This window comes from Paenibacillus sinensis (genome assembly GCF_019904155.1).
Lineage (GTDB): Bacteria > Bacillota > Bacilli > Paenibacillales > Paenibacillaceae > Paenibacillus_AQ > Paenibacillus_AQ sinensis.
This window is the reverse complement of record NZ_JAHCMB010000121.1, coordinates 239,838-255,372: the sequence shown is the minus strand read 5'-3', so window position 1 is coordinate 255,372 and position 15,535 is coordinate 239,838. Positions and strand designations below refer to the sequence as shown.

The following is a 15,535-nucleotide window of genomic DNA, read 5'->3' as shown; positions in this document are numbered from 1 at the left end:
TCCAGGCATGTCTCCATGTCCCCATAGCCGGTTATCAATTTAGTGCCGATTATTCGTGCTACTTGCTGCGCTCATTGTAAATCTTCTGGGCTTCATCAAGCTCAGCTTGCCCGCCGGAATTCAGCCATTGCGCTTTAAAATCATCAAATCCCTTGTCCGTGTCTGATTCCCCAGTGATTGCTTTGATATAATATTGCGTCTGAAGCGTATTCAAAATAGCGTCATACTGAGCCTTGCTTGTCATAACGGTTGACTGCATAAGGTCGGTCAGAACCGTCAAACCGTCAATCTTGGTGTACTTGTCACGGAAGGCGATTTTGTCGGGAGAGAAATGATATTTAGTCATCGATTCCACTTTGCCGCCGAGCGGATTATAGAAGCCTACGCCCGTCTCCGCGTTCAATTCCGTACCCGTTGCTTCTTCCGTGGCTACCGCCAAATCGCCATCCAGTGTATAGGTTTTGCCCTCTTGACCAAATACGGTTGTCAAATAGCCTTCCTTGTCCGTAGCGACGTATTCAAGGATTTCCAGAATCTTCTGTCTCTTCTTCTCATCCTTCTCCAGTTGGACTCCGAAGAAGATCGGCGGCTGCAGTGCCCCGTTAGCCATGGCGTATTTCTTGCCGTCCGGTCCGGTGAGCGGAACACCGGGCACGAGGTCTATCCCTTTATCCGCGGCCACCAGTCCGAAATATCCATCCTTGTACAGATGATGCCACATGCCGGTATCGAACATTCCCGTCCGGAGGCTGATGAACTTGTTCTGAATCGAGCCGTTATCGTCGGTAACGAACTCAGGATCAATGATGCCGGCTTCGAACCATTTGTTGAGCAATTTCAGAGCACTTCTCGCTTCCTCCGTAATTGCTCCATATTCCACTTTTCCGTCGGCAGCCAGCTTATACTGAAACGGGTTAACGCCGTAAGCGGCAAAAATGGTGTTGAACATTTGCGTTTGAGCGTCCTTGCCGCGACCGGTCATGCCGTAGGTATCCTTCTTCCCGTCGCCGTCCGGATCATTCTTCGTGAACTTGGTCAGAACATCCTCCAGCTCATTCAAATCCTTGGGAGGTTCATTGTAGCCGATCTTCTTAAGCCATTGGCCGTTATATGCGGGGATGAACCCGGTTGCGCCATTGGACCAAACCTTCGGAACCCCCCAATTCTTCTCGTTATAGCTTCCCGCATCCCACGCGTTCGGATCGACACTCTCAATATCTGCTACATACTTCGGCATGTACTTCTTGATCTCATCAACCGAAATGCTGGCGATGACGCCTTGATCCGCCCACTGCACCATGTCGCCCACCGTGCCGTCAACGGCCATGACATCCGGGATATCCCCGGAAGCGAGCATAACCCCCAGCTGTTCTTTCCAGGTCGCCGTTTCGAATTTGACATTTTTGATTTTGACATTGAATTTCTTCTCCAGGAACTGCTGCACATAGTTGTTGTCTTCTTTGGGCAGGTTCCAGTTATTGGCCCATGTGATTTCAATCGGCTTCTCCGTCTCCGGGTTGGCCGAAGCGCCTGAATTGTTGGCCGCACTGCCGCCGTTATCTTTGCTACAGCCGCTTGCCAGCAGCGAAGTGGACAGCAGCAGAGCCGCCATACCGGTTAACCATGTTTTTGTTCTCATCTCTTTGATATCCTCCCTTTTTGTTCCTCTGTTGCTCGTTATTTAAACAACCCGTGAAATAGCGGATTGAGTAAACCGAATTAGCCTTTGAGCGAGCCTACCATTGTGCCCTTGACGAAATACTTTTGCAGGAACGGATACACCACGATAATCGGCAAGGCTGTAAACATCAGCGTAGCTGCCTTGATAGGCTCCTGGAAGCCAAGCGCCGAGCCTTTGACATCGTTGGAGAAAATGGACAGGTCCTCGCCCGTGATCACGACTCTTCGCAGGAAGGTCGTCAGCACCTGCTTGTTCGGGTCCTGGATATACAGCACGGCATCGAACCAAGAGTTCCAGTGCCCGACTGCCGACCACAGTGAAAGCGTAGCCAGAACCGGGAGCGACAGCGGCATGATGACTTGAAAAAGAATGCGCAAATCGTTGGCGCCGTCAATCTTCGCCGAATCCTCAAGCTCGTCGGGGATGGCCTGAAAGAAGTTCCGCAAGATGAGCATGGAGAACGTGCTGACAAGTCCCGGCAAAATGTAGACCAGCCGGCTATTCAGCAGTCCCAAATCCTTGATCAGGAAGTACACCGGAATCAGACCGCCGCTGAAAAACATCGTGAACACGATCAGCATGGTATACACGTTCCGGTGGGGCAGGTATTTTCTCGAGAGAGGGTAAGCCCCCATTGACATAAAAATAATAGAGCATAACGTACCGACTACCGTTCTGAATACCGTGTTGCCGAAGCCAATCCAGATATTGTCCTTGGTCAGCACCCGCTCCCAGGCATAGAACGAGAAATGTCTCGGATACAGATGAATGCCTGTTCGCAATGCCTCCGCCGGTGTGCTTAACGAAATCGACAGCATATGAACGAACGGATACAGCATGATGATACACAGGATTACCATAAAGGTAATCAAGACGACCTGAAATATTTTGTTCCCAGTACTTTGCTTCACAATCGCTTACTCCTTTCAACGCTTCTGATCAGAACAACCCGTCCTGTCCGAGCTTCTTCGAAACAAAATTCGTGGACAGCACCAGGACAAAGGCGACCACATTCTTAAACAGACCGACCGCCGTCGTCAAGCTGAACTGGAAATTCTGCAAGCCTACCCTATACACGTAAGTATCCAAAATATCGGCCACCTCATAAGTTGCGGGCGAGTACAAGTTCAGAACCTGGTCAAAGCCGGCGTCCAGTACGCTGCCCAACCTAAGAATGAACATCAGCACGATAACCGGCAGAATCGAGGGCAGGGTGATTTTGAGTGTCTGCTTCCATCTGCTTGCTCCGTCCATGACGGCGGCTTCATATAAATCGGGGGATACGCCCGTCAGCGCGGCCAGATAGATGATGGTACCCCATCCCACCTCTTTCCAGATGGCGGAAGTAACCAGTGTAAATCGGAAGTAATGCGGATCGCCGAGAAAATATACGGGGTCTAAGCCGACCAGCTTGATCAAGTAATTCACTACCCCTGTGGACGGGGACAGCAGATTGATCAGGATACCCGCCAAAATAACCCAGGAGAAGAAGTGAGGCAAATACGTAAGCGACTGCGCAAGCTTTTTAAACCTGGAAGACCGAATCTCATTGATCAACAGCGCAAGGATGATCGGGGCCGGGAATCCGAAGATAATATGATAGAAACTGATTACAACCGTATTTCTTAAAATTTTGAAAAAGTCGGGGGACTGCATAAACAGAAATTTGAAGTGTTTAAGTCCGACCCAGGGACTGCCCCAAATGCCGTCCATAATCCGGAAATCCTTGAACGCCAGCTGAATTCCATATAAGGGCGAGTACGCAAACACGACGTACCAGATCAGCACCGGGGTGAGCAATAGAAACAGGTACCTGCACTTTTTGTATTCTCTCCATGTTGCCGCTAACTTTGACGGTCTCTTGTTGGTTTGGTATTTACCGTCAGCGTCCGAGGTGATTACCGAGGTCATCACAGTTGCTCCTTTCCAATAAGCAGAATCATGTATTTAGGTTGTGTCGCTCCACAGATGTAAGTTTAGGTTTATGGAAGCGCTTTTTCTAGTTCAACTTCATCCGATTTCTTATAAAATCTTTCATTTCTCCGGCTAAAAACGTTCAATTATATAAGCTGTCATCCAGTTAAAGAAAAAGAACGCATAATCAAAAAAAGACCCGATGCTTGACCAAGCACCAGGTCCGGAAAAGTTGGCAGTATCCCGATAATCAGTTCTCCAGCGTTACCCAATCCGTATCGTCCTTGTGGGATTTCCTGTACTGAACGGGGGTAACGCCATACCGGGCTTTAAATTTGCTATGGAAATATTGCGGATTACGATAACCAACCTGCTCGGCAATCGCCGCCACAGATAGCCTTGGATTGGTTACCAGCAGATCGGCGGCTTTCTCCAGCCTCAGCTTCGTAACATACTCGGTGAACGAGCTTTTCGCAACCTCGCTGAACAGGGTTGAAATATAGGCAGGAGCCAGCGAGACCTCCTTGGACAGAATTTGCAGGGACAAATCCTCATGGAGATGATTCGATATAAAAGCTTGTAAAGTACGGATTACCTCCGCATGCGCCTGATTTCCTTCAGCATTCATAAGTTCCGTGATCTGTGATGATAACTTTCGGATGCTTTCTGTCGTTTCGTGAAGGGTATCCTTCTTTAGCTCGTCAAACAGATTGGAATGTGGAAGCAAGTGCTGCAATTCCAGTTCGATCACACACTGGTACAGGTGAGAAATCAGCTGAAGCACCGCCAATTCCGCCGCATCAATCTGTACCTTCTCTTTCAGCAGAGTGAATACGAAGGTATCCAGAAAGTCGTTTACACCCTTTTGGTCGCCGGCTTTCAATGCGTTGCGATAATGATCAAAATTAAAGAAGACCGGCTCCGCTTTCAGGGATTGAATTCTGTCGGAAGAGATCACTGTATTTTTACCATAGACAAAATGATACCGGCTGACCTGCTGGGCTGTCTGGTAGGAATATGGAATATCTTCGCTGGAGCATACCTTTCGGCCGATGGCCGCCTGGAACCTGACGCCTTCACCGGAAATCCGCTGCAACCCTTGCAGATCCTGAACAAGAAAGGATGAATCAAACTCCCCTTCCAGTTCCATGTAATAGAGAATAACAGCCTCCCTGGAATTCAGGGAAATCCATTCTCCCGGAAGAGCGTTATGGATTTCATAACGGGCTTTCAGTCCTTCCGTCTCCCCTTCGGTCAGCTGGAGATAGACTACGCAATAAGCGGTGTCGGGCAGCACCACTTCCTGATGCTCTTCATTTGGACTGACCCCGAGCAGCAGGTTGATAATCTCATTTTTTCTCGCTTGGGACTCCAGATCCACAATTTTGTCATTCATTAATGAAAACGTGTCTCCGATGATCACATACTCATTCTCGCGGGATAGATGGAGCTGCGCCGGCTGGAAGCTCCCGATTCTGGCCATCAGCTGCTTGATTGGAATATAGAGCTGCTTGGAGAACAGGAAAGAAATGAGCAATCCGAACAGAATAATGACCGCCGACGCCGTAAAAAGCCCTGTTTTTAAATGCTCGGTAAAAAGCTCGAGTGTATTTGTAGGCCGGTACATGGCATAGGTCCATTGATGGGCCGAATAATTGGAAGAAAGCTGGGATACGACTCCCGGCACGCCATCCTCCTTGATCCTTCTTTCCAGAGCCGCCCCCGAGCTAATAGCCACATGTAATTGTTCATCAATCTTGCTGTTCCCGCCGCCGACTGAAAAAAGGATATGATCGGATTCATTCCATACCACGAGCTTGTCGTCTTTGGAGCTCAGCATGGGCGCCACGACATTTTGCAAATAATTGACGCCTACATCGATGATAAAATACCCTGCAGCCTTCGCGTCCGGTATTTGATAAGGAAGCTTGATAATATAGCTGATGACCTGCTCCCCATCGGAGTTGGTGCGAACCGTCCATTTTTTGAGCGGGGTCTGACCGATTTTGAAATAAAAGCCGGACTCCGGCGAACGAGCCGTATTCATATAGAAGTGGTCGGCATCAATCACATAATCGTTGTCCGGAAAATAAACCGCCGCATTGGTAACGCCTGTATTCTCAACCTTAAAAAACTCCAGATCATTGCTGAAGGAAGCGACCCGGCTCAGATTGCCCTTCCATTCTCTGTACAGCAGCACGCTCAAATTACTGTTGCTCTGTATAAAATTGATCGACAATGCCTTGTTCTGCAAATTATCCTCATATTTTTTCAATAGCGTTTGTTCAATAAACGTCTGAACCGCATTCAGCCTCGTGAGGTTGTCTTTGGCGATTTCCTGATCCATCATACGGTTGGCCTGCGTATACCAATAAACACCCATCGTACCGATTAGAACAACAGAAAGAATGGTGTAGGATATAATCAAATGGTTGAATATGGTTTTTTTAAAACCGTATCTGTTCATGCTGCCCCCCCTTTTCTCTGTCAGGTCCACTTTTTTATTCCGGTATCCACAAATTTTAAACGCTTACATTTGAAGCCGCGAGGAGTTGATCCACTTTTTAATGATACCAGATGTTTAAATTTCATTACTATTATAAAATCTTTCGATTTATTCAGTTATTTACTGTGATCGGCTCATTCACTCGGGTGATGTGGCAATTGCGGTACTGTAGGGGGGCAGCGCGAAGTTCAAGGTGACGGCGGTTAAGTTCAAGGACGAGTGAGATCCAAAAAGCCACGGATCAAATATCCGCGGCCTTCTTTCATGCTGACATCCAAACGTTGGTTGTACACAACTCTTCACAGAAGATTAAGACTTATGAGGTGTTTCATTCTGACTTATTGAATATGCTTACTCAAAGCATCATTAATCTCATGAACCCAGCTAGGAGCAGGATCAAGTAAATATGCTGATATACCATAATCAGCTTGCATAACTATTTCCCCTGATGCTTCGCTATTATCAATAACGACCAAATGATCGATCATTTCTAAATGGGTAAGCAGGTTTTGAAATGAGGTCGTGTGTCTTCTAATTATATCTTCGGTCGGAATATCGTGACCGCCATTTCGAACCCTCGCGGCAACCCGCTCGATATTAAGCCGATAATCGCCAAGACCCACGTAGAACATCGTAACCTCGAATCCATCAGCTCTTGCATCTTGTATTAGCCTTAGCACATTTCCACCGGCCAAAGTTGTTTCAACTGAAAAATCGCGTCTATGCTGTATACATTCACGAGCCAGTTTAATTGCCTCTTTACCGGCAGATACCTTACGACGATCAGGATGCTCTGAATCAAGACTACGTGCTAAAGCATCCGGATCGATATTTACACTGATTCCCAGTCTGTCCACAATCAAATTACGTATCGTACTTTTGCCGCTTCCGTTATTCCCGGCAAATACATACATGATCGGGGAAGCTTCATTCATGTGATACACCTGGGTCGTTAACAACCTCGATTTCACCGTTGGTATATTCCTTCACGATTTGTCCCTTATCGGTTTTGTACACAATATATGTCCCATTAGCTTTCGCATCCAGCTTAGCCCGTTCCCCTGTTAGTTTGATGAATTTTGACAAATCTTGAACACGGTCCATGGTATTTTTCACCTTCCAATCCGATTGAACACTTGCTAAAAGTATAACACACTATCATTAAAGATCGCTTACAGTTGCAATACATAAGGTCGAAGACACTATAAGAAACCAAACACTTTTTTACATGAGTTTTTACGCGAGATATTAACTACCTCAGTTGCTCCTGTTTTATTTAGTTTGTTGACCAGAGCCTCTCCGCCATTCTTCATAGTGAAATCAAGTTCTTCCTTATATAAAGGAACCAAGTTATAGAAACGTAGAACTTTGTCGTCGGAGATATTAAAATAAAAGAAATCAGATACATTCTCTACTTCCGGAACCCAAATTAACATGCTCTGAAAATTTGCAGTATCACAATATGGCTGTGCCGGATTCCCATTCGTGACAGTGTGACCTAAATAAAGCCAAGTGTTGTAGTCATGCGGAAATCTCGCTGCCTTCTTCAATGCTCGAATGGGCCAATAATTTCGTTCATCCTTAAAATCCTCATCTGACAGCTTCCACGTAGGAGGCAGGGATATCATAAGTTCAGCATATCGATATTCTTCCGCTCCAGCTGGAACTGTCATGGGAAATTCGCTCATCCCGCAAGTAATTAATGTGTAATAGTTCCGTTGAGGCGTCGGCGCAACAACCAGAACATCTATTAACACATGATCGGAAACAATTTCTTTGAAAATATTTGAGACTGGGCCTATGTATCTCTCAATATGGTTATGTAAGAATTCAATGTTCTCTTGCGTATACATCAATTATCCTCCTCGACAATATCATAAGCATTTTCACTACCATACAGAAAAAAATCCAAATTATCAATAATATAACATATATCACTTCTATCACTTCACGTTCAGAAGATAAGTCTGCTTATTGAGAGCGGCTTATCGATCCAAACAGCTTGTCTTTCAACTTCTGGCATGGCATAAGATCGGGACCAAACATATACTGATCTTTGATCTCCCAAGCAGCTGCATTCTGGGCGAAATCATAGAATAACGGATTAGGAGACGGACGCCCCCAACAAACAGCCCGTATAACCTAGTTTTAGGATACAGATAGACAAGCTTTGGGTGTAAAATGGAGTCGAGGAGGCATTCATATGGAAAATATATTGCTTGTGGCTAGCCTTATTTTGAATCTGATTGTTATTCTCTTACTGATGTTTAAACGTACTGATAGTGGAGCTACATTACTGCGCCCGGAAATTCAGCAGCAATCCAAGCTCACAAGAGATGAACTGAGTTCACGCTTGGAAGCGTTCAGCAACTCACAGCTTAATTTGCTGACGAAATTGTCGGGAATGCAGAAACAGGAACTCGTGACTACACTGAAGACGTTCAACGAAACGCTCAGCAGCAAAGTGGCGGATCTTTCAGCACTGTTAAAAAGCGACATGAAGCATAATGAAGAACGCATAGACAAGCTGCGGGAGCGTGTAGAGGATCAGCTGAGACTGCTCCGGGAAGATAACCGGGGTCAGCTGGAACAGATGCGCGCTACGGTAGATGAGAAGCTTCAGAATACACTTGAGACACGCCTTGGTGAATCATTCAAACTTGTAAGTGAACGGTTGGAGCAAGTACATAAGGGTCTGGGAGAAATGCAGTCATTAGCCACGGGTGTCGGCGATCTGAAGAAGGTGCTGTCCAATGTGAAGACGCGCGGCAATTGGGGAGAAATTCAGCTGGGGAACCTGCTTGAGCAGACCCTGACAGCCGAGCAATATGAAGCGAACGTTGCTACACGGAAAGGATCGGCGGAGCGCGTGGAGTTTGCGATCAAGCTGCCGTCCAAGACAAGCGATGAGCAGTTTATCTGGATGCCCATTGATTCGAAGTTTCCGCTGGAGGATTATCAGCGGCTGATCGAGGCGCAGGAAGCGGGAGATGTTGCAGCTGCAGGCGAGTCGGTAAGCAAGCTTGAACAACGCATCAAGCTTGAGGCGAAGACGATTAAAGCCAAGTATATCGATCCCCCGCATACGACGGATTTTGCCGTTATGTTCTTGCCGACAGAGGGCTTATACGCGGAGGTTCTGCGGCGGCCTGGCCTTGCGGATACACTTCAACGTGAATATCGCGTCACACTGGCGGGCCCGACTACACTCGCTGCCCTGCTTAACAGCCTGCAAATGGGCTTCCGCACACTTGCGATCGAGAAGCGGTCCAGCGATGTGTGGCAGCTGCTCGGTGCGGTCAAAACGGAGTTTGGCACATTCGGCGGCATTCTTGATAAAACCTATAAGAAGCTGCAGGAAGCGAGCAATACCATCGAAACCGCTTCACGCAAGACACGCACGATCGAGCGGAAGCTCCGGTCCGTTCAAGAGCTTCCCTCCAGTGATTCCGCCCAGTTAATCGGACATATGGAACCGGATGAAGAGCTTGCGTAGCTTGCCTGCATATCGGCCCTTGAACCGAACAGCATTCAAAGAAGAAGAAAGCGTGCTTATCCGCTCTCTTCTTCTTTTTGCCTCGTTAAACGCAAGATCATTCCCTCTCTCAAAATACCTCTTCGATCTCATAGCTGCTTACAGTGAATGAATACACGCTGTTCGAAATCAGGAGCATATTCCCCACTTTCGTTAATCGGCTGCCGTTCCGGTTGAACTCGTAATTTTTCGCGATGGTGACAGAACGGCCTCCCGGGTCTATAGATGCAACATCGAATACAGAGTGGGACAAATCTATGTCGATCTGAAGTGTTAAGAGCTCTTTTTTTCGATAAGCAACTCTGTTGTCTGCCATAAATCCTTCCCCATTCAGAGCATCTATACAGCCTTCATTATTAAGGCGAATTTGTATGGGAATTAAATCGGTAATGGTAATCAACTCTTCCCGGTCGGAGAACCCGATAATTCCCTCCATATTCTCCCCGAATGGAATAATGTTCAGGCTGATTCGTAAGCGCCCCTCATAATCCCGGTCCAGATGATGCGCCGCTTTCAGGCAGTGGGAAGCCGAGCTGACAGGATACTGCTCCAGTTCTTGGGCCTCCCGCCTTTGCACATCTTCAAGATCGTCAATCAGCCAGGAGATCGCTGCATGTTCGATTGAAACCGCATCTTTGATCTTACCGATTATTTTCTCCAGTTGTCCCTTATCCCGGGTCTTCTTGTATTTCAGGAACAGAATCTGCAGGACGGAATATTCATCCACGAGCTTCCGGAATAACTCCAGATAAGCCACATGGTCAGGGAGAATATTCTTTTGAATCAAATATTGAATCCGGTCGACCATCAGCTTCTTATGTTCCCACAGGAGGTATACAGGCTTCACGATATTCCAGTCCCAGTTATTCTGGTGAATCGCATACAAGTGCATAATAAGCGGTTCATAGATGTCCATCCCGAAATAAAGCTTCTCCTGCGAATTGAAGAATTCATTGTACCTTTCGGTTGTGGGAGATGAATTTAGAAATTCCTTGAGCTGCTGGATCATCGCATTTAGGTCCAATTCATACCGCTTGCTGGTGGAGTTGTATTTCATTAAATATATGTAATTGTTGTCATCATAGAGGTGGAGAGGATTATGATTATAGGCCTCTCTCAGTTCATCAAAGCTGCACTCGCCGTAGGTGTAATGCAGATTTTTATCATATGCCGCCGTATAGAACAATGATTTGTCCCGGTCATACCCGTATATGAAGATGGCATGGGGATACTCCATCTGCTGATAAGCCCAACGATCCTTTATATAGTACTCATTGACAAATGCCATCACATACCTGTCCAGGTCCAGAGCGGCGCATGCGCACTCAATGATATCCTTATTCAGCCGGGCGAGCGTGTCTCTGTGAATGGTCTGATAATGAATCAGAGGGTGCCTGGTGTTCCATATATTCCGGTTCACATCCACATAGTAGTACCTCACCGGATTGCGCAGGTCGGTCTCGTCGAAATACAGCTGGATATAATTGCAGTAAAAATGATCCCAGGCGTGCGGAGAATTCAGTGTGATCGACAGCGGGTATGCATAATCCGGATACGCCTTGATCGGCGGGTCCGTGATCTCAAGGATTTTTCCATTCACAGCCAATTCCTCCTTATGACCTTAATTCCCGGAGCTCTCATAGCGCTGCAGCCCTGTACGCCAGAATAACAAAGCTGCGGCGAACAGGATGACGCCTACTCCTAACGTGAGATACACCCAGCCCCAATTCGAATGGTCTCCCATAAAGAATCGGGAAGGATAATAGTTCACAAAGCCTAATGGGACAATAAAGGTTAATATGCCCTGGATGTACTTGGGGTAAATGGATAAGGGATATGCAATAAAGCTCCGCATCTGATAGAACAGCAGGTCTTGAATGCCGCTTGATTTGACGGTCCAGAACGTTAGCACAGCCGTGAATAACAGCAGCGCCCCTTGAATCAGAATTCCGCCTGTCATGACCAGCACAATGGCAAGAATGTTACCGGCCGAAAGAGGTAAATTCAGCTTATGATAGGCATAGACGAATAGCAGAACTCCCAGGGTTCCATGTCCTAAAGTCGCCATGATGTCAGATTTTCTTGCGATCACATGAAAAAATGGAGCGATCGGCTTGGTCAAGTATCCGTCAAATTCGCCATGATGAATCAGGCTCTCGAAATCCCGAATACCTGTAAATAGTAAAATGCATAGGCTATACGTCAGAAAGACAAAGCTGTACAGAAATAGAAGCTGAGCGATATTCCAGCTCTGGATTTGTGAAAATTTCATCAGGATCAGGTATAAGGATACCAGAGCCGTGCACTCCCGAATGATAACGGCAAATGTTAACAAATACGTGTCTGTCTTGTACTGCATCCGGGATGATACCGTCAGCTTCAGAAACCGGAAGTACAGCGACACATAATCCTTGAAGCTGTGTTTTTGAAATTCGTACATATTCTTATCCACCTTGTATAACCAGTTTGTTTTGCGCCTTTTTCCATACGAACAGAGCAATCGCAAGAAGAATCACAATCCAGACTCCTTGGCTGGCATACAGCGACCATACTTCCGAGAAGGTTGCCTTACCCAAATAGATTTTAAGTGGCGTATAGTAAATATCTTTGAAAGGCAGCCACGACAGAAAGTCCGACATCCCCTTCGGCATGAACCACAAGGGAACCATTGCGCCGGAGCAGATCAGGATAATAGAGTTCTTGATCGTTACAATACTCCAGGATTGATGAATCCAGAATACCGCCAGCCACAGAATTAAATTGAAGCAATACAGGACCAGATAGCTTAAGGCCAGGCTGAGTATAAAAAGAGGAATGTACCATTTATCCTGTGGCACAACCATTCGGAAAGCCAGAAAAGCAACGATGACGACAGGCAGCACCCGTGTCTTGAAGTTATACAAGGTTTCGCCAAGAACGATCGAGAACAAATAGAACAGAAATCGGACAGGCTTCAGCAAATCGGCCGCAATTTCCCCCGAGCGAACTTTATGATCCAATATAAATTCATTCATGGAAAGCATTGATCGCATAATCATGCCGAAGACAGAGTATGTAATCATTTCCTTCTGGGTAATGCCGTTGAAAATTTGATTGTCGCCGTACACGGCTTTCCAGATGGCTGCGCCGATGAAGATGGTTAAGATGGCATTCAGCAATCCCATGTAATACTGAACGCGATAAACCGCATGCTGCCGATAGGCTTTTTTCATAAACTCGACGTACATTCTCATACATTCACCGGTATTGTATCTTCTATTCCATTCTCATAAATCTCTCTGATAATATGGTCGATTTCCGGCTCAACGATTTCCAGATCCGATATTTCGTTATGCTCGGAGATCATCGCAATCAGCCTGGACGCCGATATTTCATCTTTATGGAATTGAAACAATACTTTCGTTCCTTCCAGCTCGTTGACGACGACCCCATTGATTGGAGGAATCAGCCGGATCGATTTGAAATCGACGATAAGCTTCCGCTGCTTGCCGAACCGGTCTTTGATTTGCTTGAGCCCGCCATCATACATGAGCTGCCCTTTATCAATAATGATCATCCGGTTGCAGGTCTTCTCAATGTCAACCATATCATGGGTCGTCAGCATGATGCTTACCTTCCTTTCCCTGTTGATATTCACCAGCAGCTCGCGAATCTTCTCCTTGGCTATGACATCAAGACCGATCGTGGGTTCATCGAGAAACAGAATTTGCGGGTTATGAATTAATGCGGCTAACAGATCGCCTCTCATCCGTTGTCCAAGACTCAGCTGTCTGACAGGCGTCTGCATAAATGTTCCGATTTCCAGAAGATCGCTTAGAAACCTCAGGTTCTCCTTATAAATCGAGTCCGGTATTTTATACACATACTTGAGGAGTTCAACCGATTCCTGCAGAGGAATATCCCACCAGAGCTGCGTTCTTTGACCGAACACCACTCCAATACCCGCCGCGTTCTCCATCCGGTTCTTATGCGGAATTCTCCCGTTCACCAGAATTTCTCCCGAGGTTGGAACGAGAATGCCTGTCAGCATCTTGATCGTAGTCGATTTGCCTGCACCGTTAGGCCCGATGAAACCGACCATTTCCCCGGGATTAATGGAGAAGGAGATATTTTGGACCGCGCTTTTTGTCTCGTATTGCTTGGAAATCAAGCGGGATAAGAATCTCCCTGAACCGGCTTCCTTCTTTCTGATTCTGAAATCCTTTTGCAAATTCTGCACATGGATGATGCTCATACTTCAACTTCCTTGCAGACCTTCTCCACCAGCGGCACAATGTCGGCCAGGGTCTGGCTCTTTCTTATATCGATTAACACCGTTTCCAGAGAGATATGAAGACCTTCCTCAATCTCGATCATCAAATTGACCAGTCCAAGCGAATCCAGACCGGGGGCTTTTCCTACTCTGGCGTCGAGCGCAGCTTCAAACTCACCGGGAACTTCTTCCAGCACCTTCCGGTAGCAATCCAATACAAAATCCTCGTATTTCATCGTATTCATTCCTCCTAATTTGTAATGAGCTGCTCGTTAATCATGGACATGACCGACCTTAGTTCGGAGTAGCAGAAAAAATGCCCGCCTTCATATTGGAACAGTTCGGCCGATTGACTGGAATAGCTCAGCCATTCCCGAAGCTCGTCACAGTCAATCATGTTGTCCTTCTTCCCGCCCAATATGGAAATCCTGCAATCAATAGGCTCCAGACCAGGCGTAAATGCATAGCCTTCAATAATTTTAAAATCCGCGATCAACGCCCGAAGCGCCGGAATTTTATCATTATCCCAATCGGATGAACCGGTTGTTCCGTTAACCTGCTGGAGAAATTCATCATTCTGCAATCGAAGCAGCAGATTTCGGTCCTTCTTCATATGCGGAGCATGCCTGCCCGAGAAAAAAATATGCTCCGGCTTGTGGAGCCCGGCGCTAATCATTTTGTAATAGAGTTCATAGGCAATCCAGGAGCCCATGCTATGGCCGAAGACGGCGTAGGGCTGCTGCCCGGCGTTTTCTTGAACAACCCTGAAGACATCATCCACCGCCTCGGAGAAGCACTTATACAACGGTTCATCCACACGTCGGCCTCTACCGGCCAGCTCGATGGGGAACAGCTCCACGCCAGGGCGAAGATGCCTTTTCCATTTGCCAAAAATGTCAGCGGAGCCTCCCGCATGGGGAATACAAAACAGCCTGATCATCGTCGCTCCCCCTTACTTGCTGTAATCTCATCAACCAGCTCATTCAATGTTATGATGGTGGGACATTCGGGATGCTGATCCTTGGCAGAGCAATATGCGAGCTTGTAGTGTTCACCAATTTGATACTGCCGGAAATGGTTGGGCTCGCATCGTTCTCCGCCGCTGAAATGAATCTTGCCGTCCTCAAGCCGGAACCAGAAAGAATTGAGCGGAATCGACAAGCCTCTTCCGTCTTTCTTAATGTAGCTTTCTTTCAGCGTCCACAGATCATAAAAGTATCGCGCCTTCTCCAACCCCTGCCTGGTCATAAGATCATCATATTCCCGGGAAGTGAAAAAACGCCTGGCTACTTTATAATGACCCTCGATCTTCCGCAGGTTGATGTATTCCACATCAATACCGATCGGTTGATCATCAACGGCGCACACGACCCATTCTCCGGAATGCGACACATTAAAGTGCATATGCTCTTTGTTCAACAGGATTGGCTTTCCGAAGGGGGTTGTCCCAAACAGCAGTTGCTCGCTTCTCTCCATTGCAAAGGATTTACGCAAGCCGAATCCGGGGAGAAGGTCGGCAATTATCCCCCTCTTGGCTTCAAGACTATCCCATCTCTCCCCGATTCTTCGCCTTTTCCCTTCTGTTATATGAAGCATCAGCTCCCTATAGACAAACGGCTCCCAATCATCCACCAGCCTAACGGCATA

At 46.9% G+C, this 15,535-nt stretch carries 16 protein-coding genes; 1 reads left to right on the top strand and 15 read right to left on the bottom strand.

Annotation, left to right across the window (positions count from 1 at the left end; genetic code table 11):
• Positions 1–58 precede the first annotated feature (58 nt).
• From KIH86_RS13715 to KIH86_RS30120, 8 genes are all read right to left on the bottom strand, one after another.
• On the bottom strand, positions 59–1,639 hold the full coding sequence (locus KIH86_RS13715; RefSeq protein WP_223085494.1) for an extracellular solute-binding protein: 1,581 nt from the start codon (positions 1,637–1,639) through the stop codon (positions 59–61).
• An 80-nt stretch (positions 1,640–1,719) separates the two neighbouring features.
• The gene (locus KIH86_RS13710) at positions 1,720–2,592 is read right to left on the bottom strand and encodes a carbohydrate ABC transporter permease (RefSeq protein WP_235775406.1); all 873 of its coding nucleotides are present in this window, start codon (positions 2,590–2,592) and stop codon (positions 1,720–1,722) included.
• 28 nt (positions 2,593–2,620) lie between these two features.
• Complete coding sequence (locus tag KIH86_RS13705; protein WP_223085495.1) at positions 2,621–3,592, bottom strand: ABC transporter permease; 972 nt, start codon at positions 3,590–3,592, stop codon at positions 2,621–2,623.
• Between the two features lie 253 nt (positions 3,593–3,845).
• Positions 3,846–6,062: a helix-turn-helix domain-containing protein gene (locus tag KIH86_RS13700; RefSeq protein WP_223085496.1), complete on the bottom strand. Its 2,217-nt coding sequence runs from the start codon at positions 6,060–6,062 to the stop codon at positions 3,846–3,848.
• Between the two features lie 377 nt (positions 6,063–6,439).
• Positions 6,440–7,036: a zeta toxin family protein gene (locus KIH86_RS13695; protein WP_223085497.1), complete on the bottom strand. Its 597-nt coding sequence runs from the start codon at positions 7,034–7,036 to the stop codon at positions 6,440–6,442.
• Entirely contained in the window at positions 7,029–7,205 is a 177-nt protein-coding gene (locus KIH86_RS13690) for a hypothetical protein (RefSeq protein WP_223085498.1), read from the bottom strand. Before KIH86_RS13690 ends, KIH86_RS13695 begins: the two co-directional genes overlap by 8 nt.
• 98 nt (positions 7,206–7,303) lie before the next feature.
• Complete coding sequence (locus tag KIH86_RS13685; RefSeq protein ID WP_223085499.1) at positions 7,304–7,954, bottom strand: suppressor of fused domain protein; 651 nt, start codon at positions 7,952–7,954, stop codon at positions 7,304–7,306.
• A gap of 118 nt (positions 7,955–8,072) precedes the next feature.
• Positions 8,073–8,240, bottom strand: a complete 168-nt coding sequence (locus KIH86_RS30120) for a hypothetical protein (RefSeq protein ID WP_407672277.1) — start codon at positions 8,238–8,240, stop codon at positions 8,073–8,075.
• A gap of 265 nt (positions 8,241–8,505) precedes the next feature.
• On the opposite strand from KIH86_RS30120, the gene KIH86_RS13680 reads away from it, so the two are divergent.
• Positions 8,506–9,597, top strand: coding sequence for a DNA recombination protein RmuC (locus KIH86_RS13680; protein ID WP_235775405.1), 1,092 nt, complete (start codon positions 8,506–8,508; stop codon positions 9,595–9,597).
• Between the two features lie 109 nt (positions 9,598–9,706).
• On the opposite strand, the gene KIH86_RS13675 is transcribed toward KIH86_RS13680, so the two are convergent.
• The 7 genes from KIH86_RS13675 to KIH86_RS13645 are packed head-to-tail and all read right to left on the bottom strand — an operon-like array spanning position 9,707 to position 15,484.
• Positions 9,707–11,236 carry a hypothetical protein gene (locus KIH86_RS13675; protein ID WP_223085501.1) on the bottom strand — a complete coding sequence of 510 codons (1,530 nt, stop codon included), beginning with the start codon at positions 11,234–11,236 and terminating at the stop codon, positions 9,707–9,709.
• Positions 11,237–11,257: 21 nt separating this feature from the next.
• The gene (locus KIH86_RS13670; RefSeq protein ID WP_223085502.1) at positions 11,258–12,076 is read right to left on the bottom strand and encodes an ABC transporter permease; all 819 of its coding nucleotides are present in this window, start codon (positions 12,074–12,076) and stop codon (positions 11,258–11,260) included.
• A gap of 4 nt (positions 12,077–12,080) precedes the next feature.
• Complete coding sequence (locus KIH86_RS13665) at positions 12,081–12,869, bottom strand: ABC transporter permease (RefSeq protein WP_223110502.1); 789 nt, start codon at positions 12,867–12,869, stop codon at positions 12,081–12,083.
• On the bottom strand, positions 12,866–13,870 hold the full coding sequence (locus KIH86_RS13660) for an ABC transporter ATP-binding protein (RefSeq protein ID WP_223085504.1): 1,005 nt from the start codon (positions 13,868–13,870) through the stop codon (positions 12,866–12,868). The genes KIH86_RS13665 and KIH86_RS13660 overlap by 4 nt, the downstream gene beginning before the upstream one ends.
• Positions 13,867–14,124: a hypothetical protein gene (locus tag KIH86_RS13655; protein ID WP_223085505.1), complete on the bottom strand. Its 258-nt coding sequence runs from the start codon at positions 14,122–14,124 to the stop codon at positions 13,867–13,869. Before KIH86_RS13655 ends, KIH86_RS13660 begins: the two co-directional genes overlap by 4 nt.
• 14 nt (positions 14,125–14,138) lie before the next feature.
• Positions 14,139–14,828: a thioesterase II family protein gene (locus tag KIH86_RS13650; RefSeq protein WP_223085506.1), complete on the bottom strand. Its 690-nt coding sequence runs from the start codon at positions 14,826–14,828 to the stop codon at positions 14,139–14,141.
• The gene (locus KIH86_RS13645) at positions 14,825–15,484 is read right to left on the bottom strand and encodes a 4'-phosphopantetheinyl transferase family protein (protein WP_407672276.1); all 660 of its coding nucleotides are present in this window, start codon (positions 15,482–15,484) and stop codon (positions 14,825–14,827) included. Before KIH86_RS13645 ends, KIH86_RS13650 begins: the two co-directional genes overlap by 4 nt.
• Positions 15,485–15,535: the final 51 nt, after the last annotated feature.

Bases quoted from the DNA above. Each gene is read 5' to 3' on its own strand.
- KIH86_RS13715 (WP_223085494.1), bottom strand. From the start codon at position 1,639: ATGAGAACAAAAACATGGTTAACCGGTATGGCGGCTCTGCTGCTGTCC.
- KIH86_RS13705 (WP_223085495.1), bottom strand. From the start codon at position 3,592: ATGACCTCGGTAATCACCTCGGACGCTGACGGTAAATACCAAACCAAC.
- KIH86_RS13700 (WP_223085496.1), bottom strand. From the start codon at position 6,062: ATGAACAGATACGGTTTTAAAAAAACCATATTCAACCATTTGATTATA.
- KIH86_RS13695 (WP_223085497.1), bottom strand. From the start codon at position 7,036: ATGAATGAAGCTTCCCCGATCATGTATGTATTTGCCGGGAATAACGGA.
- KIH86_RS13690 (WP_223085498.1), bottom strand. From the start codon at position 7,205: ATGGACCGTGTTCAAGATTTGTCAAAATTCATCAAACTAACAGGGGAA.
- KIH86_RS13685 (WP_223085499.1), bottom strand. From the start codon at position 7,954: ATGTATACGCAAGAGAACATTGAATTCTTACATAACCATATTGAGAGA.
- KIH86_RS13680 (WP_235775405.1), top strand. From the start codon at position 8,506: ATGCAGAAACAGGAACTCGTGACTACACTGAAGACGTTCAACGAAACG.
- KIH86_RS13670 (WP_223085502.1), bottom strand. From the start codon at position 12,076: ATGTACGAATTTCAAAAACACAGCTTCAAGGATTATGTGTCGCTGTAC.
- KIH86_RS13665 (WP_223110502.1), bottom strand. From the start codon at position 12,869: ATGAGAATGTACGTCGAGTTTATGAAAAAAGCCTATCGGCAGCATGCG.
- KIH86_RS13660 (WP_223085504.1), bottom strand. From the start codon at position 13,870: ATGAGCATCATCCATGTGCAGAATTTGCAAAAGGATTTCAGAATCAGA.
- KIH86_RS13655 (WP_223085505.1), bottom strand. From the start codon at position 14,124: ATGAAATACGAGGATTTTGTATTGGATTGCTACCGGAAGGTGCTGGAA.
- KIH86_RS13650 (WP_223085506.1), bottom strand. From the start codon at position 14,828: ATGATCAGGCTGTTTTGTATTCCCCATGCGGGAGGCTCCGCTGACATT.
- KIH86_RS13645 (WP_407672276.1), bottom strand. From the start codon at position 15,484: ATGCTTCATATAACAGAAGGGAAAAGGCGAAGAATCGGGGAGAGATGG.